22 protein-coding genes and 1 tRNA gene are annotated in these 22,901 nt (G+C 35.6%); 12 read left to right on the top strand and 11 right to left on the bottom strand.

What is annotated here, in order from left to right:
- The first annotated feature begins 59 nt into the window (after window positions 1-59).
- On the top strand, window positions 60-1,304 hold the full coding sequence (locus tag IEV50_RS11450; protein WP_188414282.1) for a homoserine dehydrogenase: 1,245 nt from the start codon (window positions 60-62) through the stop codon (window positions 1,302-1,304).
- 405 nt (window positions 1,305-1,709) lie between these two features.
- Here IEV50_RS11450 and IEV50_RS11455 read toward each other — a convergent pair whose 3' ends face one another.
- Window positions 1,710-2,480, bottom strand: coding sequence for a queuosine precursor transporter (locus IEV50_RS11455; protein ID WP_188414284.1), 771 nt, complete (start codon window positions 2,478-2,480; stop codon window positions 1,710-1,712).
- A gap of 154 nt (window positions 2,481-2,634) precedes the next feature.
- On the opposite strand from IEV50_RS11455, the gene IEV50_RS11460 reads away from it, so the two are divergent.
- The 6 genes from IEV50_RS11460 (at window position 2,635) to IEV50_RS11485 (ending at window position 9,359) form a co-directional block, all read left to right on the top strand.
- Window positions 2,635-3,861, top strand: a complete 1,227-nt coding sequence (locus tag IEV50_RS11460; protein WP_188414285.1) for a multidrug effflux MFS transporter — start codon at window positions 2,635-2,637, stop codon at window positions 3,859-3,861.
- A gap of 364 nt (window positions 3,862-4,225) precedes the next feature.
- Window positions 4,226-5,371: a methionine aminotransferase gene (locus IEV50_RS11465; RefSeq protein WP_188414288.1), complete on the top strand. Its 1,146-nt coding sequence runs from the start codon at window positions 4,226-4,228 to the stop codon at window positions 5,369-5,371.
- A 21-nt stretch (window positions 5,372-5,392) separates the two neighbouring features.
- Entirely contained in the window at window positions 5,393-6,196 is an 804-nt protein-coding gene (locus tag IEV50_RS11470; RefSeq protein ID WP_188414290.1) for a nitrilase family protein, read from the top strand.
- A 103-nt stretch (window positions 6,197-6,299) separates the two neighbouring features.
- Window positions 6,300-7,334, top strand: coding sequence for a glycosylasparaginase (locus IEV50_RS11475; protein WP_188414293.1), 1,035 nt, complete (start codon window positions 6,300-6,302; stop codon window positions 7,332-7,334).
- Between the two features lie 213 nt (window positions 7,335-7,547).
- Entirely contained in the window at window positions 7,548-8,318 is a 771-nt protein-coding gene (locus tag IEV50_RS11480; RefSeq protein ID WP_188414295.1) for a copper homeostasis protein CutC, read from the top strand.
- 516 nt (window positions 8,319-8,834) lie between these two features.
- Entirely contained in the window at window positions 8,835-9,359 is a 525-nt protein-coding gene (locus tag IEV50_RS11485; protein ID WP_188414297.1) for a hypothetical protein, read from the top strand.
- 29 nt (window positions 9,360-9,388) lie between these two features.
- On the opposite strand, the gene IEV50_RS11490 is transcribed toward IEV50_RS11485, so the two are convergent.
- From IEV50_RS11490 to IEV50_RS11500, 3 genes are all read right to left on the bottom strand, one after another.
- Window positions 9,389-9,787, bottom strand: coding sequence for a DUF983 domain-containing protein (locus IEV50_RS11490; RefSeq protein WP_188414299.1), 399 nt, complete (start codon window positions 9,785-9,787; stop codon window positions 9,389-9,391).
- A gap of 105 nt (window positions 9,788-9,892) precedes the next feature.
- Window positions 9,893-10,483, bottom strand: a complete 591-nt coding sequence (locus IEV50_RS11495; protein ID WP_229746711.1) for a Crp/Fnr family transcriptional regulator — start codon at window positions 10,481-10,483, stop codon at window positions 9,893-9,895.
- Between the two features lie 19 nt (window positions 10,484-10,502).
- Window positions 10,503-11,489, bottom strand: a complete 987-nt coding sequence (locus IEV50_RS11500; protein ID WP_188414301.1) for a D-alanine--D-alanine ligase — start codon at window positions 11,487-11,489, stop codon at window positions 10,503-10,505.
- Window positions 11,490-11,704: 215 nt separating this feature from the next.
- On the opposite strand from IEV50_RS11500, the gene IEV50_RS11505 reads away from it, so the two are divergent.
- From IEV50_RS11505 to IEV50_RS11525, 5 genes are all read left to right on the top strand, one after another.
- Window positions 11,705-12,475 carry a PASTA domain-containing protein gene (locus tag IEV50_RS11505; protein WP_188414303.1) on the top strand — a complete coding sequence of 257 codons (771 nt, stop codon included), beginning with the start codon at window positions 11,705-11,707 and terminating at the stop codon, window positions 12,473-12,475.
- Window positions 12,476-12,493: 18 nt separating this feature from the next.
- On the top strand, window positions 12,494-13,549 hold the full coding sequence (gene mltG, locus IEV50_RS11510) for an endolytic transglycosylase MltG (RefSeq protein WP_188414305.1): 1,056 nt from the start codon (window positions 12,494-12,496) through the stop codon (window positions 13,547-13,549).
- Window positions 13,549-13,956, top strand: coding sequence for an acyl-CoA thioesterase (locus IEV50_RS11515; RefSeq protein WP_188414307.1), 408 nt, complete (start codon window positions 13,549-13,551; stop codon window positions 13,954-13,956). The genes mltG and IEV50_RS11515 overlap by 1 nt, the downstream gene beginning before the upstream one ends.
- 8 nt (window positions 13,957-13,964) lie before the next feature.
- Complete coding sequence (locus IEV50_RS11520; RefSeq protein WP_188414309.1) at window positions 13,965-14,954, top strand: YihY/virulence factor BrkB family protein; 990 nt, start codon at window positions 13,965-13,967, stop codon at window positions 14,952-14,954.
- 94 nt (window positions 14,955-15,048) lie between these two features.
- Window positions 15,049-15,138 (top strand) — tRNA-Ser (locus IEV50_RS11525).
- Window positions 15,139-15,297: 159 nt separating this feature from the next.
- On the opposite strand, the gene IEV50_RS11530 is transcribed toward IEV50_RS11525, so the two are convergent.
- From IEV50_RS11530 to IEV50_RS11560, 7 genes are read right to left on the bottom strand one after another with little or no spacing between them, the layout of a single operon-like run.
- A complete protein-coding gene (locus IEV50_RS11530; protein WP_188414311.1) occupies window positions 15,298-16,062 on the bottom strand; it encodes a YoaK family protein in 765 nt (254 codons plus the stop codon).
- Between the two features lie 20 nt (window positions 16,063-16,082).
- Entirely contained in the window at window positions 16,083-16,892 is an 810-nt protein-coding gene (locus IEV50_RS11535; protein ID WP_188414313.1) for a DUF6544 family protein, read from the bottom strand.
- Window positions 16,893-16,901: 9 nt separating this feature from the next.
- A complete protein-coding gene (locus IEV50_RS11540) occupies window positions 16,902-17,648 on the bottom strand; it encodes a succinate dehydrogenase/fumarate reductase iron-sulfur subunit (protein WP_188414315.1) in 747 nt (248 codons plus the stop codon).
- 21 nt (window positions 17,649-17,669) lie between these two features.
- Window positions 17,670-19,580: a fumarate reductase/succinate dehydrogenase flavoprotein subunit gene (locus tag IEV50_RS11545; RefSeq protein WP_229746712.1), complete on the bottom strand. Its 1,911-nt coding sequence runs from the start codon at window positions 19,578-19,580 to the stop codon at window positions 17,670-17,672.
- Entirely contained in the window at window positions 19,577-20,245 is a 669-nt protein-coding gene (locus tag IEV50_RS11550; RefSeq protein ID WP_188414317.1) for a succinate dehydrogenase cytochrome b subunit, read from the bottom strand. The genes IEV50_RS11545 and IEV50_RS11550 overlap by 4 nt, the downstream gene beginning before the upstream one ends.
- A 34-nt stretch (window positions 20,246-20,279) precedes the next feature.
- Window positions 20,280-21,710, bottom strand: a complete 1,431-nt coding sequence (locus IEV50_RS11555; RefSeq protein ID WP_188414319.1) for an anion permease — start codon at window positions 21,708-21,710, stop codon at window positions 20,280-20,282.
- A gap of 9 nt (window positions 21,711-21,719) precedes the next feature.
- The gene (locus tag IEV50_RS11560; protein ID WP_188414321.1) at window positions 21,720-22,835 is read right to left on the bottom strand and encodes a porin; all 1,116 of its coding nucleotides are present in this window, start codon (window positions 22,833-22,835) and stop codon (window positions 21,720-21,722) included.
- Between the last annotated feature and the right edge of the window lie 66 nt (window positions 22,836-22,901).

Below are 22,901 nucleotides of genomic sequence, written 5' to 3' on the forward strand. Positions count from 1 at the left end.
GGTTATTTGAGCATCCAATCTTGATACTTGATACTCGTTACTTGATACTATAAAACACCATGAGTAAAAATTTAAAAATAGGACTATTTGGTTTCGGCGTTGTAGGACAAGGTTTGTTAGACATCATCCAAAGCCAGAATTTGAATCTTGAAATTATTAAAATTGTAATTAAAGATCCTAAGAAGAGGCGTACCCTTAATAAAGATTTGTTTACAAACGATAAAAATGAAATTCTGAATAACTCGGAAATCAATACTGTTGTAGAATTAATAAATGATGCTGATGCAGCTTATGAAATTGTAACAACCGCACTAAAAAATGGTAAAAATGTAGTTTCGGCAAACAAAAAAATGATTGCTACACATTTGAAAGAGTTGGTAGATTTGCAGCAAAAATATGGCACTTCGCTACTGTATGAAGGCGCTGTTTGTGGAAGTATTCCAATCATTAGAAACCTGGAAGAATATTATGATAATGAGCTTTTCCATGCATTAAGCGGTATTTTTAATGGTTCATCAAATTATATTTTATCAAAGATATTTAACGAAAACCAGAGTTATGATTCGGCACTAAAAGAAGCGCAAGACTTAGGTTTTGCAGAAACCGACCCAATTTTAGACGTTGGAGGTTACGATCCGAAATATAAATTGGCAATTGCTACGGCCCATGCTTACGGCTTGTTTGTAAATCCTGATGCAATTTTAAATATTGGCATTCAGAACCTTTCTCAACACGATATCAAATATGCCCGGGAGAAAAACTTCAAAATTAAATTAGTTCCTACAGCACGTAAGGTTAATAAAAAAGACATCGTTACTTACGTATTACCAAAGCTGGTTGCAAAAGATGATTTCCTTTACAATGTTGAAAATGAATACAATGCTGTAACTGTTCAGGCGGCTTTTGCGGATAAACAATTCTTCTTTGGTAAGGGTGCTGGCGGTCATCCAACAGGTGCTGCAGTACTTTCTGATATTGCTGCTTTACGTTACGATTATCGCTATGAATATAAAAAATACCATTCAGAAAATGGCGTAAAACATACTGAAGATATTTTATTAGAAATTTATTTACGTTATGCCGATGAAGATTTAGTTAGCTTATTGGAATTCGATAACATTAGCGAACGTTATTCCGCTAGTGAGTATAAATATGTAATAGGAACTGTTAAATTAGAAAATCTAATTAAAAATCGTGATTTACTATTAGATAAAAATGTATTTATAGCCTATACCGGAAGACAAATATATAAGCAAGAGCAAGTCGCCGAAAATGTATATGCAGAAGAATTATCTGCACTTTAATAATTTTTTAAGATTAATTTTTTTATTTGTTTTGTTGTTTAGCATAAAGGTTGGAGCGAGTCCGACCTTTTGCGTTATTTGAAATTTTATATTATCTGCTACTTGTCTTCATTTTCATATCATTTTTATGATAAAACTATATGAAAATTATTTTTTTATGGTCAGGAAAATAAGCATAAATTAACTTTGATCCGGAACGCACAACTTTCACTTTTTATGACTTATCTGCCATTTTTTTATTTTTGTTACACATGTCATTAAACCTAAATTACCCTCCGTGAAGCTAAATGGAGGTCGTTGACTTGGTATGGCGTTGATGGTCATATTTAACACTTCCAAATCATCACCTAATGTTTTATATTTTTTTAGTAAAATTTTAAATGGCTGTCTGAAATTCATTAGTTATCAGCCTCTTCCCGCCATTTCTGTTAACTTCTGAGCCAAATCTTTACCTAAATAACGATCAATAATTATATGAACAAGATATAAAATTGGTGTCATTAATATTGCAACAATAAATTTATAAGTATAATTAACCAAACCAATTGCTGCAACCATTTGCCAGCTATAATGATATTGAGGATTTAAGTAAAAAGCGATGAATATAACTACAAAACTATCAATAAGTTGAGAAACCACGGTTGAGCCAGTTGCTCTTAACCATAAAGATTTTTCTCCAGTAAATTTCTTTATTCGATGAAAGATTATCACATCTGCAAGCTGCCCAACAATAAATGCAATAATAGAACCTGCAATAATCCACATTCCCTGGCCAAAAATGCCAGCAAAAGCATTGTTCATATTAAGATCTTCTCCATTTATATTTTGATGCACCCAGAAATCGGCAGCACTTAAATGCATCGAACCCCAAACAACCATAAATGCAAAAGCAATTAAAATAGAAGTTAAAATTGATAAGAACCGAACTTGTTGTATGCCAAAATATTCGTTTATTATATCTGTCATGATAAAAATAATTGGCCAGGTAAGCACACCAGCCGACATTACAAACGATAGATTAGGTACCCCAAATAAATCGATATCAAATTTCTTAAAACCCAACGTTTCTTCAACACTGAATAATTTAACACCAATAAATTCTGATAATATTGCATTTGCCACAAAAAAACTTCCCAGAACGAGAAGTAAACGGCTTTCTTTAGTTTTAAAAGTCATAGCGTATAAATCTAAATATAAATCAAATCAGAATTACTTTTTTTAACTGTTAAATTTTAAAATCTAAACCTTTTTACAATCATTCGACCTTAAAAATAGTTTAAGAACTTAAATCTCTCAATCTTTGCGGCTTCAAAAAATCGGAAATCTTCTTATGGCTAAGAAACAGCACTTCTATCTTATTTTAATTTTAGGCTCATTAGCAGCGCTGGGGCCCTTTTCGATTGACATGTATTTGCCTGGTTTTGTAGACATAGCTCAGGATCTAAAAAGTACAGAATCTACAGTCGCATTATCTTTATCTAGTTTTTTTATCGGAATTTCTGCAGGTCAATTGTTATACGGTCCATTACTCGATAAATACGGACGAAAAAAACCTTTATATTTCGGATTGGCACTTTATATTTTATCATCTTTTTTGTGTTTAGCCGTAACCGATGTAAACCAATTAATTGTTCTTCGTTTTGTACAAGCAATTGGAAGCTGCGCTACTGCAGTTGCCTCGGTTGCTATGGTTCGCGATTTATTCTCTGTTGAGGAAAGTCCGAAAGTATTTGCATCCCTAATGTTGGTTATTGCGGTTTCACCAATGTTGGCGCCAACTGCCGGTGGCTATTTAATTTCTGCATTAGGCTGGAAATATGTTTTTGTATTTTTAGGATTTATGGCAATATTGATGTTGTTGGCATCTATTTTCAAACTTCCTGAAAGTTATAAACCCGATCCCAATTATTCTTTAAAACCAAAACCAATTTTAAATAGCTTTTTAACCGTTATTAAAGAATCTCAATTTTCTACCTATGCATTAATCAGTTCGATAACTTTTTCTGGCTTATTTGCATACGTTTCATCTTCACCAACGGTTTTTATGAAAATTTATGAAGTTAGCAAAACCGGTTATGGATGGATTTTCGCTCTATTATCAGTTTCTTTTATTGGTGCAAGTCAGGTTAACAGCTTAATTTTAAAATGGTTTAGTAGCAAAAAAATTGTTAAATGGGCACTTTTAGCTCAATGTATTTTCAGTTTAATATTTTTAATTTTCGCTTTAAATGAGTGGTTGAGTTTATATTTAACTATTGGATTTATTGCGCTATTCTTATGTTGCTTAGGGTTTATTAATCCAAATGCAGCAGCTTTATCTTTGGCGCCATTTAGTAAAAATGCGGGAAGTGCGTCGGCATTGATGGGTGCGTTGCAAATGGGTTTAGGTGCTTTGGCCTCAGTTATGGTTAGTTTATTTAGTGAACATTCGGTTGTTCCAATGCCTTTAGTAATGACAGCTGCAGCATTTATTGCATTGATTTGTTTATTAGTAGGAAAAAGATTTATCAAAACAGAAACAGAGGCATCGGCTGATGCTACTGTAATTGGGCATTAGAACAGTTTTTGTAGTATGAAAGCCAGAATTTGAGGTAATATCTTGTAGATAAGAGATATATGCACATCAAAGCTCAGCGTTTCTTAAATGCCTTAGTTCTTAAAAATTCATATTAACATTATAACCATTAAATTAATTTAAAGGATATCAGCGGAAATGCTATTAATTGTACTAGTTAGTAAAATTTATGATATCCAAAATGCAAGTAATATAGGGTTTATGCAAGTTTAGATTTCTTATGTGTTAAATCTTAATAATAAATACTCTGGCTATAAAAAAGTATAACGACAGTGATGATAAAACTATTCGACTTGTAAATTAGACTTTAATCTTTCGAGCTTTTTTTGCTATTTTCGCTTATAACATGTTGAATATACAATCAAAACTTCCTGGCGTGAGTACTACCATTTTTTCGGTAATGTCTAAACTCGCTGCAGAACATAATGCAATTAATTTATCTCAAGGTTTTCCTGATTATCCTTGCGATCCAAAATTAACTGAACTGGTAAATAAGGCCATGAATAATGGTTTTAATCAATATGCACCAATGCCTGGCAATAATTTCTTAAAGGAAAGAATTGCCGAAAAGGTGAAAAATCTTTACAGTGTAAAATACAATCCCGATACCGAAATCACTGTTACAGCAGGTGGAACCCAGGCAATTTTCACTGCTTTGACTGCCATCATTAATCCTGGCGATGAAGTGATTATTTTCGAGCCTGCATACGATTGTTATGCGCCTACAATTAAACTTTTAGGCGGCTTAGTAAAAACTTATGAACTTGCCCCACCCGATTACAGCATCGATTGGGATATGGTGAAAAAGCTTTTTACCTCAAGTACGAGGATGATTATTTTAAATTCTCCACAAAACCCAACAGGAAGCATTTTATCGGAAGATGATATGAAATCGCTGGTTAAATTAATTAGTGGAACAGACATTTTAATTTTAAGTGATGAAGTTTACGAGCATTTAATTTACGATGGACAGGAACATAAAAGTGTAATGCTTTTTCCTGAGTTAAGAAAAAGAAGTTTCATAATTGCATCGTTTGGCAAGCTTTTGCATGCTACAGGTTGGAAGTTAGGTTACTGCCTCGCCCCTGAACAATTAACCAAAGAATTTAGAAAAGTACACCAATTTAATGTTTTTAGCGTTAATAGTCCGATGCAACAAGCTATTGCCGATTACATTCAAGAACCAAGCAATTATACTGGAATAACCAATTTCTTCGAGAACAAACGCAATTATTTTAGGGGGCTTTTAGCTGAGAGCCGATTTGAGTTACTACCTTGTAATGGCTCATATTTTCAATGTGCGAGTTATAGTAAAATAAGCAATGAAAAAGATACAGATTTCAGTATGAGGCTGATAAAAGAATTTGGAGTTGCAACCATTCCTGTTTCGGCATTTTATCAAAAAGCAACCGACCATAAAATTATAAGATTTTGTTTTGCTAAGGAGAATTTAACACTTCAACTAGCAGCAGAGAAATTAAAAAATGTTTAATAATTCCTTAAACTTAAATATATGGAAGTACCTGTTTACACTCAAATAGAAAACCTGAAAGTCACCATTTTTCAGGCATATCTTTTTTGGGAAAACATAGAGAAAAACCTTTTAAATCTGGCGCTCCGATTATCAATGGGCGTTCGTGAAAAAACTGATTTAATTGTTTTACCGGAAATGTTTAACAGTGGTTTCAGTATGAATTCGGAAACTTTGGCCGAAGAAATGGGTGGAAAAACCATGCAATGGATGCAAAAAATGGCCCACCAGTATAATTGTGTAGTTACCGGAAGTTTAATCATAAAAGATAACGAAAATTACTATAATCGCCTGGTTTGGATGGAACAAAATGGCGACCATAAATATTATGATAAACGCCATTTATTCGGTTTAGGCGATGAAGACAGAAACTTTAGTCCTGGAAAAGATAAACTCATAGTTGAACTCAAAGGGTGGAAAATAAGATTAGCTGTTTGTTACGATTTACGTTTTCCGGTTTGGTTGCGCAACGTAAACGAAGAGTACGACATTTTACTTTTAGTTGCCAGTTGGCCCGATAAACGCTCTGCACATTGGCGTGCTTTAATTCCTGCAAGAGCAATTGAAAACCAAAGTTACGTGATAGCAGTTAATCGTGTTGGACATGATGGCAATCAGGTATACCATGGTGGTCATTCGATGGTTATTGACCCCTACGGAAGTACTGTTTATTATAAACCCGAAGACGAGGATATGTACACAGTAACGATCAACTATGAGGAACTGGTTAAAATAAGACGTCAGTTTCCTTTTTTAAAAGATGCTGATAAGTTTCAAATAGAATAATCTGTAGATAAATAAACAATTGTTCAATAGAAATTTTCAAACCAGTGACTTAATAATCAAGTATAATTAACCAGATAACCAATTCAAACAATTAACCAAACAGATGTTTAACCGTCGTAAATTTATAAAAGCCTCTGCCCTTTCTGCAGGATTATTAGCCATTGATAAAACCAGCATGGCTGATGCTATTTCAGTTCACTCTAACAAAGCTGCAAATTTTCCTATCGTAATTTCTACATGGGATTTCGGTATTGCAGCAAACGCTGATGCCTGGAAAGTGCTTTCTAAAGGAGGAAGATCTTTAGATGCTGTTGAGCAGGGTGTTTGGGTTCCTGAGGCTGATGAAACAAACCAATCTGTTGGCTATGGTGGCTTGCCAGACAGAGATGGTAAAGTAACCTTGGATGCCTGCATAATGGACGAAAACGGAAATTGTGGTGCTGTTTTAGGTTTAGAACACATTAAACATCCTATTTCTGTTGCGCGAAAGGTGATGGAAAAAACGCCTCATGTAATGTTAGCTGGAGATGGTGCTCTACAATTTGCTTTAGAGCAAGGCTTTATAAAAGAAAACTTACTTACACCATCTAGTGAAAAGGCTTGGAAAGAATGGCTTAAAACAGCAAAATACGAACCTGTTATGAATATTGAAAATAAGCTTTATGATAAGGCTGCACCTCAAAAACTGCCTGGCAATCAATATAACCATGATACGATTGGTATGTTAGCTATTGATGCTAAAGGAAATATTTCTGGCGCATGCACAACAAGCGGAATGGCTTATAAACTTCATGGCAGAATTGGCGATAGCCCTATTATCGGTGCAGGTTTATTTGTTGATAATGAAATTGGTGGCGCAACATCAACAGGTGTTGGCGAAGAAGTAGTTCGGAATGTAGGTTCTTTCTTAGTTGTTGAACTTATGCGACAAGGTTATACGCCAGAAGCCGCTTGTAAGGAAGCAGTTATGCGTATTATTAAAAAGAAACCAGAAACTGCAAAAAATATTCAGGTAGGCTTTTTAGCCATCAATAAAAAAGGCGAATATGGCGCTTATGCTATTCAGCAAGGTTTTAGCTATGCAGTTTGCAATGCAGAAAAGCAAGATTTGCTGATTAAAGGAAAGAGTTATTATTAAGCCCACAATGTCATCAACTTAAGCAAAAAACATAAAAATACTGTCATCCTGAGCCAGCTTGCACGGAGCGAAGTCGACGTGAAGGATAGATATCTTTCTGTTTTTTCATCAAATGATCTTCGACAAGCTCAGACTGACAACGACGGTGCTTAAGTTAATAATTGCCCTAGCTCCTTAAGCGGGAATTACGAACAAGATTAAATATCAAACAATATGCACACTGAAAATTTAAGTTCACCTTTAGGAAGTTTGGGGTTAGAAATCTGCGCAAACGGATATGAATCTGCACTAGCTGCTCAAATTGGTGGTGCTAAACGTGTAGAGTTTTGCGATAATTTAGCTGAAGGTGGAACTACACCAAGTTACGGTCAGATTGCATTAGCTAAGAAAAATTTAAATATCGAAGTTTGGCCAATTATTCGTCCACGTGGAGGAGATTTTTTATATTCGGATATTGAATTTGAATTAATAAAAGAAGACATAAAAATCTGTAAATCATTAATTTGTGATGGAATAGTTATTGGAATACTTCAATCTAACGGAAGCATTGATAAAGCTCGTTGTGCAAGGTTAGTTGAATTGGCAAAACCGCTACCAGTGGCATTCCATAGAGCATTTGATATGACTAACGACATAGAAAAGGCACTGGAAGATTTAATAGATTTGGGAATTGTTCGAGTACTTTCTTCTGGAGGAGCAAACTCAGCTATTGAAGGTGTAGAAACTTTAGCAAAGTTGATTAAACAAGCAAATGGAAGAATTTCGATAATGCCAGGAGCAGGAATTAACGAAAATAATATTCAGGAACTTATTGATAAAACTGGTGCAACGGAATTTCATGCTTCAGCAAAAGCATCTGTTTTAAGTAAAATGGTTTTTCGCAATACAGAAACCAAAATGGGTATTATTGACGATGAATATAAATACGAAGTAACTTCAGTTGAAAAGGTTAAAGCTTTGGTTAAAATAATAGATAGAATTTAAAATGGTAATTGCTTTTAAGCCTTACAATTTTTTAGTTTTAGTCGCTACATCATTTCTTGTTGCTTCATTTTTCGTTACTAAAAAAACAATTGAAGTGAACTTATCAGATACCTATTATTTAATTAGTTTGTTCAGTTTTTAAGATTGGTATCTGTGTCCCTATTTATCTTCAGCGCATTTTATAAAATATTAAACAGCTATTTATGCGTAATTATATTAAGCTATCTACATATAAGAATTATGCTTATGATAATTGGAACTTTCATTCTTACAGCTGATTCATTCGGAAATATCTTGAATTGGGTTAGGCTAATTTTTGGTTTAAGTCAAATACTTTTCTTAGTTAACATTTGCTTCGGTATTTTCAAAAAACCATAACATTGCCTTAAATCAGATACTATTTTAGTTCAATTTTAAGCTGGCTCAATTCCTTAAAAGAAATATGAACAATTTAATTATTTAGTTTTCAGATGATTAAGTATATTTATTTAAACAAATGATCTAAAACTAAAAATCATGAAAAAACTCTCTATTCTATTTTCTCTAATTGTACTTTTTGCGGCTTGCCAAAATAAAGAAGTAAAAACAACTGATTCTGCAACTTCAGACACAACAAAATATCCATACGCAGTTAAAAAAGTTCAAAACTGGGCCATGAATCCAGATAGTAAAAATCTGATCACTGCAATGACATTAATCAAAACATTCGAAAATTTAGATACATCGAGCATGGGTAAAGTTTTGGCAGATAGCGTATGGTTCGACTTAGACGGTTATCAATTTAAGGGTACAAAAGCTGAGTTTTTAAAACAAATACAAAGTGAATTTAATAAAATGAGTGGCTTTAAAATTCAGATGGAAGATGCTGAATCGGTTATCAATAAAGATAAAAGTGAAGAATGGGTAAGTTTATGGTATAGTCAGATTTCTACCACAAAAACTGGAAAAGCTGATACCGTTAATCTTTTTAACGATATAAAATTGAAAGGCGGAAAGGTTTCAGGCTTATCAGAATACATCCAGCATCCGATGAAGAAATGATGTTAAGTCTTGATGAAAATCGAAACTTTTTATTTTTTATCTCCGCTACCCGGAACATAACCCAAGCCTGGTGTTAACCAATGTAAAAGAATAACCCTGGAATAACGATAATTTATTGGCGAAAGCAATAAAACGCCAAATAGTATCAATCCAACATAATACCAAAGGTTCTCATAAACCAGCGCTAAGCCTAATACATAAGATGCAACCCCAATTGTGATAATTTCGGCAACATTCATGGCATAACTTACAAACATCGCTACATAAAAAAAGCCTGGTTCTCTTTCAAACTTCAAATTACAAACCGGGCAATTTATATTTGTTTTTTGAAGCCTGAAAGCGTAGGCGCTGCCTGTAAAAATGTCGCCTTTGCGGCAACGTGGACATTTACATTTTAATACAGCCTGAAATTTAGAAAGCTCTGCCATGATTATATAAAGTTATTGATGCAAAGCTAAACTTTGAAAGATTGATTAATTATGACCTAAATCATAAGTTTAAACAGCATAAAATTTAAATGGTTGCTAAATGTTTTAAATCTTTACAATCTTCCCTTTATTAATGATTATCAATCCCTTATTAGCAAGTAATTTAACGCCTCTTATTACAGTTTCTACCCGTAAACCTGTCATATCAGCTAAATTTTGTCGGGTAACTTTTAAGCTTTCTCCTTTAGCAATATCTAAAAACAAATAATTAATAATGGTTTTCAGCCTATGTTCAGCTTTTTCATTGGCCAACTCTTCAAGCATCATTGACTTATAAAAAAGCCTGTTACTTAAAACTTTAATTAAACTCATGCTAAATTCAGGATCATCTTTCAAAAGATTGAAAAAATCATTTCCTCCTACAGGAATTATTTCCGAATTTTTACTGGCAATTGTATAGGCCAAATAGGGTCGATTTGTTAATAATGCAGGCTCACCAAAATATTGTCCGGCTTTAAAAACGCCCTGAATAAATTCTTTACCATCTTCGCTAACCGTTACCATCCTTACTTCACCACTTTTGATAAAGTAAACGAATCTTGGCTGCATACCTGGCTCGTAAATTATCGAATCTTTAAGGATTTTTTTAAAGGAATAACCCTTATTTAAAAGTTTTTGAATATATATTTCATGCATTCCTAATAGAAATAATTGATTAACCTAAAGTTTCTTTCATCAAACGGGTATAAAACTCCTTCAGCGATAAACCCATTGCAGCAACCTGTTGCGGAATAAAACTCGTAGCTGTTTGTCCGGGTATAGTATTTATCTCTATAAAATAGAACTTACCAGTTTCGTGTTCCAAAAAATAATCTATACGAACAACGCCTCTGCAGTTTAGTTTTTTGTAAACATCTTTAATGATTTGATGAACCCTAGCGTATTCTTCATTATTCATATCACCTGGTGTAATTTCTTTTGTAGCACCTGGTGTATACTTTGCTTCAAAATCAAAAAATTCATTAGCAGGAATAACCTCGGTGGTTGGCAAAACAGAAACTTCACCTTTAGCGCTGTAAACGCCAATAGAAAATTCTCTACCACTAACAAATTCTTCAATCAAAACCTGCGTATCTTCTTTAAAAGCTTTTTCTACTGCACTTTCTAAATCATCAGCGTGTTTAACTTTACTCATTCCGATACTACTGCCTCCACTGTTAGGCTTAACGAAATATGGCAATCTTAAATCTTGCTTAATCTGACTCGTATTATAATTCCCGTTCTTAAATATCTGGATAGATTTTGCGGTGTACAAATTATCAATTCCCTCGACAATTGCTTTGGTATATCCTTTATTCATGGTTATGGATGAGGTCAAAGCATCACAAGTAGTGTAGGGAATGTTGAGAATATCAAAATAACCTTGCAGTTTGCCATCTTCGCCAGGAGAGCCATGGATAGCTATAAAAACACCATCAAATTTTATTTTACGACCATCAAAGTTTAGTGAAAAATCATTTTTATCAATTTCTATTTTAACAGAATCAGCGGGTTCGTAAAACCAACCCTTATCGTTAAGCATAATTTTATAAACATCATACAAATCAGTATCAATATTTTGAGCAATTGTTGCAGCGCTTTTTACTGAAATAACCCATTCGCCTGTGGTACCGCCAGTTAACAATGCAATCGTTTTTTTCATGTGAAAATTCCTTTATTTTAAAATAGAAATTGAATGTAAATATTGCTCAAAAATATAAATATCTTTGAGCAATATTTAATTTTGAATTAGAGAATTATTAATTGATGGTATTGTATTTGCTTAAAGCAGAGAATTCAATAATTCAAAAATCGCTTATTCAATTATGAAAATAACTACATTTGAGTTTGCAGCATTAACCCCAGAATTTAAGATTCATGTCTAAATTTATAGATTATTTAAAAACCAAATCATTTAGAAAGACCATAATAGCCGCCATTTTAACGGTATTTGTGCTACTACTCATCGCATTTTTTAGTTTGCGTTTTTACACTAAACATGGCGAAGGATTGAATGTACCTATGGTTAAGGGACTTTCTTTTGATGATGCGGTTGTAAAACTTGAAGAAGCAGGACTTAAATATGAAGTAGATTCTGTTTTCATTTTAGATCAACCCGCAGGAATAGTTATCGATCAGGATCCTGATCCCAATACTTTTGTTAAAGATAACAGAACGATTTATTTGACCATAAATGCAGGTAAAATACCGAACACGAAATTTCCTGATATTGCTTTTAAAACTTTAAGAGAAGCCCAGGCGATTATAGAAAGTTCCCGACTTAAGCTTGGTGATACCACATACAAAGCCGATGTTAGCCGCGATGTTGTTTTGGAAGCAAGCTTTGGTGGTCAGCCAATTCAAGTTGGGCAAACCATTCCTGTTGGTTCCAGAATTAATTTGGTTTTAGGCGACGGTCGGGGAAATCAAGATGTAGATATTCCGCAATTAATTGGTTTAACAATTGATGAAGCAAAGTTTAGCTTAAAAGGTTCTGCATTAACTTTAGGTAACATTATGTTCGAAGGCGCAATTACTGATACTGCAAATGCTGTAATTACAAAGCAAGACCCAATGCCGGCAGATTCACTAACTAAAGTTACCATTGGTACAAAAATTAATGTTACCCTATCTAACAAGCAACTATAAAATACGCACATTACAATAATGACTGAAGTAGAAAAAAATAAAATGAGTAACGGAAAAAAAGCCGCTTTAATTATGGCTGCTTTAATTATTCTAATTGGCGGATATTTTGGATTAAACTTTTATAAGGTTTACTTTGCCCCTAATGTTACCGAGAATCAAAAATATTTATACATAAAAACCGGTGCTAATTATGATGCTTTAGTAGATAATTTAAAAAATAAAGAAATTATTAAAAGTATTTCTTCTTTTGCTACTGCGGCAGAAAAAATGAATTTACCCGCTAACGTTAAGCCTGGTCGTTATCTTTTGAAAAAAGGAATGACGAATCGTATTTTAATTAATATGATAAAAGCAGGCAATCAGGAACCTGTAAAACTGAAGTTTCAAAACATACGCAAAAAAGAAAACTTTGCTGCTTACCTGGCAAGCAACTTAGAAGCCGATTCCATTAGTTTCATAAGTATTCTAGATTCTACTCCTTTAATAAGCAAATATGGATTTAATCAGGATAACGTTTATGCCATGTTTATCCCCAACACTTATGAAATGTACTGGAATGTTTCGCCAACAGATTTTTTTGATAGAATGCATAACGAATATGAAAAATTCTGGAATGCAGGTCGTAAACAAAAGGCTGCGAGCTTAAACCTAAGTCCTGCACAAGTTTATACTCTAGCATCAATTGTAGATGCTGAGGCACTTTACGATAAAGAAATGCCAATTATTGCAGGCTTATATCTTAATAGGTTAAACAAAGGTGTTTTATTGCAAGCAGACCCTACAGTAATTTTCGCAAATAATGATTTTACTGTTAAACGAGTAACCAATAAACTTTTGCAAGTGCAATCCTTATATAATACCTACAAGTATGCTGGATTGCCACCAGGACCTATTATCATGCCAAGTATTAATGCAATTGATGCGGTTTTAAATCGCGATAAAAACGATTATATCTACATGTGTGCTAAAGAAGATTTTTCGGGATACCATAATTTTGCAGTTACCAAAGAACAGCATGAAATTAATGCCAAAAAATATCGTGAAGCTTTAAACAAACGGAACATTTTTAAGTAATGTATAGCCATTCTACAAAAATAAGGGTTCGCTACGGCGAAACCGACCAAATGGGATACATGTACTATGGTAACTATGCCCAATATTATGAAGTTGGACGCGTAGAAATGTTGCGAAGCCTGGGCATGAGTTATAGCTCTATGGAAGCCGAGGGAATTATGATGCCTGTTTTAGAATTAAGGTGCAAGTACATTAAGCCTGCGTTTTATGACCAAGAAATTATGGTAAAAACCATTATTAAAACTTTGCCAGGCATTCGTATTTTTTTTGAATATGAATTGTATAACGAAAAGAATGAACTTATAAATCTTGGTGCCACAACACTTGTTTTTGTTGATATGAAAAAGAATAAGCCAACAAATCCACCAGAAAATTTTATGGAGAAGTTATCGGTTTTTTTTAATTAATAATTATAATGGAATGGCTGCATAAGCAATTATTACATCTTAAAATCTATTCAAATTTTATTGAATGGACTAAACATTGCGTATTACCAGGATTTAGTCCACTTCCACTTTATACAGTTGCTACCTTTTTTTTTAAAGAGATAGGTAAAGAATCATTGGTTAATAAATCCTCTTCACTTGCTTACAGTTTTATGCTTGCTGTTTTCCCCAGCATCATCTTCCTGTTTACATTAATACCTTTTATTCCAATTTCAGGCTTTCAGGATAAGTTATTAAGTTTAATTGAACTTATACTTCCACATAATGCTTTCGAAGCCTTTGAAACAACCTTAAAAGACATTGTTAAAAATCAGAATAAAGGTTTGCTTTCCTTTGGTTTTTTATCAGCAATATTCTTTGCAACAAATGGTGTTAAAAATTTAATGAAAGCTTTTAACAAGGCATCATTAATCATCGAAACCAGAAGCTGGCTAAAACAGCGTTTAATAGCGCTGATTTTAACAATGATTATATTTCTATCCGTTGTGTTATGCATTAGTGCGATGGCAATTGGAGAATTATTGCTAAACTATATTAAAACAGAACTTCATATAAAAGATAGTTTAGCCGTATATGCCATACAATTTACGCGATGGACACTTTTAACTGTATTATATTTTATTACCATATCGATTTTATATCGTTACGGCCCATCACATGCAAAAAAATGGAAGCTTTTTAGTGCCGGTTCATGGCTTGCAACAATTTTGGCTTTTTTAACTATTTGGGGCTTCTCGTTTTACATTAATAATTTCGGTTCTTACAACAAAGTTTACGGCTCTATAGGTACTTTAATTGTTGTTATGATATGGCTTTATTTAAATTCTTTAATATTATTAATCGGATTTGAGCTGAATGCAAGCGTTGATGTAAGCAAAAGAAGCGTTAAAATCATCCGTCCAACTTTCAATTTGTTCAAGGAAACAGCCGAAATTGATGAGAATATCGCAAAGAAATAATTTTTTCTATCTCTGTGTTAAGTAATTATCAACTTTTTATAAAAAAAACTCAATCACTATTTGTAGAATTAAATCGGATTTGTACTTTTGTCGCGGAGAGTTGGCAGAGTGGTCGATTGCGGCAGTCTTGAAAACTGTTGACTTGTTAAAGGGTCCGCGGGTTCGAATCCCCCACTCTCCGCCAATGTATAATCAAAATACATCAAAACGCTTTAAACTATATGTTTAAAGCGTTTTTTGTTTTAAGGATATTCTCAAAATATATGTTAATTATCCTAATTTTTATCAATTACGGATAAGTAATTTGAAAAATAGAATATTAAATCAGTCTAAAAACATTCACCTAAGGTTCTATATTATCTGCAATTCTGCTGTGTTTATCCTTTCTATTGTACCTGACATTGGAATAATACCTTTTAATATTTAGCCGAAATACATCATATAATAAGATGAAGCATAGTATTAATACGGGTATCAAAAAAGAGTGGAAGCTAATGCAGGTATAAAGATATGCACCCGATAAAGCGCCCAACATAAAGAAAAGGATTATAGAAACCCGTAGTTTAATTCTGGAAAGTAAATCCTCCTGTGAATTATAATTATCTGTTCTTAATTGAGCCAGTTCTATACCCAGATCGGTAAATGTTCCGGTGAGGTGGGTGGTTCTAACTACAGAACCAGAAATTACTGATACCAATGCGTTCTGCATACCCATTGCAAATAAGAGACTTCCAGCAAAAAAATTACTTGAAAAGCCAAAATCCTTCATGGAGGCAGAAACAACACAAAATAGCAGAATTACAATTTCAATAATAATAGGAATTGCAAATGAAAAACGTTCGTTATGGCCAATCTTAGTTACAATTAAACTGCTGGTAAAAGCTCCTGCCAAAAAAAGCATCATCCACATAGCTATCAATCTGGCCATCGCCCAATCTTGTCTGGCAATGCCTTCAGCAAAAAGAGCAGCATGCCCGGTAACATTTGTTGTAAGTGCAGAAAACCCCAAAAACCCTGCTGCGTTTACAAAACCTGCGGTTAAGCTTAGCAGCACGGCCACTTTCAGATTGTGTGCATAAGTTCTTTTAACTCCAAAATGTCTTAGCATAATTGGCTGTACTTTTCTTCTTAAAAGCGAAAGTTTTTATTGTATTCTATCTTCCTGAGCTCGAATTTTGCATAAGGATGCACTATTCCGTTAAGTTTCCAGCAGGCCTCTGCCAGAGTGGGGATATTGATATTATTGATTTCGTGATAACTGGAAAGATTAATAATCCATGTTTCCAGCGTTTCTTCCATATATCTTTTGGTTGCCAATGTTTCAATCTCACCCTTTTCATTAAAAGAGACAAGGTAGTTTAAAACTAATCCTTCCACTTCCATCTTAAGCCTTGCATTTTTTGAGTCGATAGCGTACCATCGCTTATTTTTATCTGGCAGTAAATTTGTAGGAAACCATACACTTTCTGACAACCACCGCAGCAATTCACCTTGATTTAATTTTTTGCCACTACTATTTACGATCTTCAGTGCAGAAAATAGAAAAACTTCTAATTTCCCCTTAGTTCCGATATACATATCCCTTGCGCTGAATAGACTTGTATTGCCTTTCCAGATAAAACCAGCTGGAATTGAAGTAAAATATTGCTCACCAAGTATCGGTATCCAAGGTTTATTTAAAGCCATTTTAAAGTAACCTCCATGTTTTAATCGGGTACTTATAGGGTAGGCTTGACCTTCCTTTAGTACCAGCCTGAAATATTTCTCAACAGGCAAGGGAAGACTAGAGACCTCTGCGATGCTAAAGACCTTTGGAGCAGATTTATCAACAAGGGAAAAAAGGCTTTTAACCTGCCTCTTAAAGCGCAAATTAGAAAGTAATATTAACACACCAAATAGCACTAAAATAAGTAATATAATGAAAGCAGCAGTAATCATATTATGTCATTATTTTCTTAAAACTAAAGCCTTATTATACTGATAATTCATACGTCCGATGTGTAACACAGATATCTCCTGTGGGCATTCTACCTCGCATGCTTCTGTGTTAGAACAATGTCCAAAACCTTCTGCATCCATTTGATTGACCATTTTGATAACCCTATTAGCTGCCTCCAGCTTTCCTTGGGGCAAAAGCACAAGATGAGATACCTTTGCTGAAGTAAAAAGGGCAGCACTCGAATTTTTACATGTGGCCACACAGGCTCCACACCCAATACAAGCTGCAGCATCAAAAGCCGCTTCTGTAACTTCATGCGCAATTGGAATGCTGTTAGATTCTGGTGCCTGTCCGGTTGATGCTGAAATATAGCCTCCCGACTGTATAATATGATCAAAAGCAGATCGATCTATTTTCAAATCTCTTAAAACTGGAAAAGCAGCAGCCCGGAAAGGCTCAATATAGACAGTTTCTCCATCTTTAAAACTTCTCATATGCAGTTGGCAGGTTGTTGTTCCTGTCAATGGACCATGTGCCCTCCCGTTAATCATCATGCCGCATGCACCGCAAATGCCCTCTCTACAATCATGGTCAAATTCAATAACCCGCTCCCCTTTTTGTATTAGCCGCTCATTTAATAAATCAAGCATTTCTAAAAAAGACATATGCACGGAAATACCATCAACATCATAGCTGACCATATCCCCTTTTGCTTCTCTATTTTCCTGACGCCAGACTTTCAGATATAATTTCATAATAAATTCTTTAATAATTAATTATTTGTAACTTCTAACAGTAAGCTTTACGGACTCAAAAACCAATGGCTCTTTATGTAATTCGGGCTCTTCAGCTTCACCTTTCCATTCCCAAGCCGATACAAAGCAAAAGTCCTTGTCATTACGAACTGCTTCACCATCAGGTGTTTGATATTCTTCCCTAAAATGTGCTCCGCATGATTCTTCACGTTGCAGGGCATCATAACACATCAACTCGCCCAGTTCTAAAAAATCAGAAACCCGTCCCGCTTTTTCGAGCTCTGAATTCACCTGGTCATCCCCGGTAATTTTCAGTTCTTGATCAAATGATTTTTTTAGTGCTTTGATATCCAATATCGCCTGTTTTAAGCTTTCCTCAGTTCTGGATAGGCCGCATTTATCGTAAAGCAACTTGCCTAGGGTTTTATGAAAATGATCTGCTGAAAGATGTCCTTTAAGGCTTAAAAATCTACTTAGCTGTTCCCTGACTGTATTTTCCGCTTCTTCAAAAGCTGAATGATCTGTTGTTACCTTTTCCGCTTTAAGTTCACCAGAAAGATAATTTGGAATAGTATATGGTGCAATGAAATAACCATCTACGCAGGACTGAAGCAGTGAATTCGCACCCAGTCTGTTGGCGCCGTGATCTGAGAAGTTAGCTTCACCTAAAGCAAAAAGCCCTGGAATAGTTGTCATCAGATCATAATCTACCCAGAGTCCACCCATTGTAAAGTGAGCAGCAGGAGAAATCAACATTGGCTCCTTATAGGCATCAACGCCATTTATCTTATCGTACATTCGAAACAGGTTTCCATACTTCTCCTCTATCTTGTCTCTTCCCTGCTCCTTAATTGCTTTTGAAAAATCAAGGCAGACTGCATTTTTCATTGGCCCAACACCACAACCTGCATCAATCCTTTCTTTTGCAGCCCTTGAGGAAATATCCCTTGGGGAAAGATTTCCGAAAGTTGGGTAACGTCTTTCCAGGTAATAATCTCTTTCCTCTTCAGGTATATTGTTTGGTATCCGCTCATCGCCTGCTTTTTTTGGCACCCAAATCCTTCCATCATTGCGGAGCGATTCGGACATTAAGGTGAGTTTGGACTGGGTTTCGCCAATCTGTGGCAAACAAGTTGGATGAAACTGGATCCAGCTTACTCCCGACATATAAGCGCCCTTTTTATGCGCCCTCCAGATCGCTGAACTATTACAGCCCATGGCCAGTGTAGATAGGTAGTAAACCTTTCCATAGCCACCTGTGGCAAGTACAACCGCATTTGCAGCATATCGCTCTATTTCTCCTGTCTCCAGGTTACGGGCAATAATTCCCCTGGCTTTTCCATCTACTAAAACAAGATCAAGCATTTCATGGCGTGTATAAGTTTGCACTTTACCTTCCGAAACTTGTCGCATTAAAGCCTGATAGGCACCCATCATAAGCTGTTGCCCGGTTTGACCACGAGCATAAAATGTACGTGAAACCTGCACACCGCCAAAAGATCGATTATTTAAATATCCTCCATATTCTCTTGCAAATGGAACACCTTGTGCTACAGCCTGATCAATAAGTGATAATGAGCATTCTGCCAATCGATAAACGTTAGCTTCCCGAGAGCGAAAATCTCCTCCTTTTATGGTATCATAAAACATACGGTAAACACTGTCTCCATCATTTTTATAGTTCTTCGCGGCATTTACTCCTCCTTGTGCTGCAACTGAATGAGCTCTACGGGCAGAATCCTGAAAACAAAAAGACTTAACATTATAGCCCTGTTCTGCCAACGTTGCAGCACATGATGAGCCTGCAAGTCCCGTACCCACGACAATAATATCCAATTTTTTACGATTGGCTGGATTTATGAGCTTTGAGTTATCTTTATAGTTCTTCCATTTATCGGCAAGTTGGCCGACAGGAATTTTAGCGTCTATCATAATGCGTTGAGATTAAAATAAATATAAATGGGTATCAGCATGAAGCCTAAAGTGATCAATATGGAATAAACCCACCCGAAGAACCGAACAACCCTGGCGTATTTAGGATGATAAAGTCCAAGCGTTCTTGATGCGCTGAAAAAGCCATGCAAAAGATGGAATCCGAGTGCTAAAAAAGAAAGCTCATAAATGATTATGTACCAGCCTTGCTGAAATGAACTGATCACAATTGAATAAAGATCTTTATTCCCTTTTGCATCAAGTGGAAGACTTCCAAATTTATACTCATACCAGTAATCCTTAAAATGGATAATTAGAAAAATCAGGATGATCGTTCCAAGTATGCCCATGTTCCTGCTGTTCCATGAACTAACCTGACTGCGCTTATCATAAACATAACTACTGCCATTCGCTTTTATATTTTTTTTGGTGATGACTAGTGCATAAAAGGCATGTCCGATTAGCGATAGATAAAGAACATAAGAGATTATTTTGATTAGGATATTTCCCGAAAGCAGGTGGGAATACCAATTGAACTGTTCCCGCGCTTCAGATTCAGGCAACAAGAGCTGCAGGTTTCCCAGCAGATGAATCACCAGAAAGAAGCAGAGGAAAAGCCCCGTTGCGGCCATCACTAGTTTATATGTTAAAGTAGTTTGTTTCATATTATAAATTTAAATAGATGAACATTTAAGTTTCTTACCAAAGTCCGATGACTTTCCACCATAAGCCGCCTACCAGAAACCAAATGAGCAAGAAAAGTACGCTCATAAAGAAGCCTTGTTTCCACCAGTCCTTTAAATCGACATAGGTGCTTCCAAAAAATATCGGCGCCGGACCGTGTCCGTAATGCGTTAAAGACCCCATCAATGAAGCGCAGGCACCCAGGAAAATGGCAAGCATTGTTCCGGGAACACCAACTGCAATACCAACAGCCAAAAAGACAGAGTACATCGCCGCTACCTGCGCTGTTGCACTTGCAAACATGTAATGGCAATAAGAATAAACGAGTATAATTACCGGAAAAGCCAATTGCCAGCTTAAATGCGCCATTTGACCACCTATCAGATGACCAAACCAACCGATAAAACCTAATGAATTTAGGAATGACCCCATCATCACCAATGATGAAAACCAAACAATTGTATCCCATGCACCTTTTTCTGATTTAACATCTTCCCAGGTCAATACGCCGCATAAAAGGAGGATACAAAGGCCGATTAGTGCACCTGTAGTTGCATCAATAGAAAATAGGTTGCCAAAAATCCAAAGCACGAGCAGAATGAAAAATGTTGCAACCATAAGCCATTCCTTAACAGTCATTGGACCCATTTCCTTTAATTGTTTAGCTGCAATGGCGGGTGCTTCCTTAGTCTCCTTTAGTTCAGGCGGAAATACCTTATAAAGAAATATCGGAACAAGCAAGAAGCAAACTAAACCCGGAACGAGTGCAGCAATCGCCCAGCTTCCCCATGTTATGGTTACACCTAAATCTCTGGCAAATTTTTGCGCCATAGGATTACTAGCTGTTGCGGTAAGAAACATAACCGATGTAATCATATTCGCATTGTAGCTACTTAGCGTTAAAAAGGCACCAATTTTTCTATGCGTTTCTGCCTTTTCAGGGACAGATCCCATGTTCACAGCAATGGACTTCATGATGGGAAAGATTACTCCTCCTGCTCTTGCGGTATTACTTGGAATTGCAGGAGCTAATATTAGATCTGCAGTGTTAAGTCCATAAGCTAAGCCCAAAGGACTTTTACCAAAAATTTTGATGAAACTATAGGCAATCCTTGTTCCAAGGCCGGTTTTGATAAACCCTCTTGCAATAAAAAAGGCTAATCCGATAAGCCAAATGGTTGAGTTACCAAAACCACTTAATGCATTTAGTATTGATTTGGTAGGATCTCCTGGTGCTAAAACTTGCGTAGTGGCACAAAGAGTGATACCAATGATTGCCATGGTACCCATAGTTGCAGCTTTGGAAATAATACCGACAATCGTTGCCACAAAAATAGCAAGCAAATGCCAGGCGTTGGGCTTTACCCCATCGGGTACAGGAATAAACCAGATGGCCACACCAACCACAAGGGTGATGATAAGCGATTTAAAATTGATCTCTTTCATAATATTGTTTTAAAAGCGTATTTGTAACTGGACATATCCTAAGCTATGGTCGTAAGTCGTGCTTAAGGGTACCTGATTTTTAAATCTGTCTATCGCTACTCCAACCTGAACGGCGGCATAAAAATCATCGGCAAAAATTAGAGAAATATTGGGAATAAGGGTCTGGCGGGGATTACTAGCCAGTTTGTAGTTTTCATCAAAATATTCATACCTGCAGGAGAACTCTACCGCCCTAAGCCTTCGGCTTTCGTGATTATAGCGAAGTGTTGGGAAAAAATAAAACCCCTGCATTTGGTATAAGCTTATATCCGGACGGATGATCTGTTTATCAGCGTTATAGGCTAAAAAATTTGCACCTGTTTTATATTCAGCCATTAAAAGCAGGTCGAATTTTTTTGATAATGGAACCTTAGCCGTTGCATCAGCGCCATAAGCCTTTCCTATACTACTAGATGCCATACTGCCTGAACCAGCATTGATGCCAATGGTAAAATCCTTTAAAAAATCAGCTTCCAGCCTTCCATAAAGATTTTTGGTATTGTTGTCATCTGAAGACTGGTTCTTGTTATTTCCGTTATAAGCACCTGCAAAATAGCGTACTTTGCCTCCCGGAATAACATTACCCAGCACAGAAATTCCGGTTTGAAAACTCTGCCATCCGTTTTTCCCAAAGGCATAGTACTGGTTGGAAAAATCAAGGGTACGGATAATGTCGACTGCCATCGCATCCTCTATCCCGAAAAATGGACGAAACTGCCCTGCCTGAATATGAAAATATTCATTGAGGGAATATTTAATGTAGGCGTTTTCAAGTACTTTGTTGGTCGGATCGCTGTTAAACTCAGCCAGGTTCGCCAGGATGTTCGCTGAAAAATGATCATTGATATCCCCTTTCACCATCACCCTAGCCCGTTTTACCAGAAAAGTATTTGATATTGCTTTTGAGCTTCCTGGATCGAAGTTCTTACCATTGATGTCAGCATTCTCATTCAGAGCAATTACATACCTGGTCTGCAGCACTCCTGCAAATGCTAGCTTTCTCTTGTAAGCAGAATAGTTTTTAAGGGTATCGCTCAGTCTTGTCCGGTCCTTTTGTTGCGCCTTGGCTACAAATAGGCTAGCCATAAAGATTATAATAAGTATGTAAAAGTGTTTCACGATTTGGGTATTTTGTTTTAATAATTCTTTAAA

The sequence above is a fragment of the Pedobacter mendelii genome (assembly GCF_014635725.1).
Lineage (GTDB): Bacteria > Bacteroidota > Bacteroidia > Sphingobacteriales > Sphingobacteriaceae > Pedobacter > Pedobacter mendelii.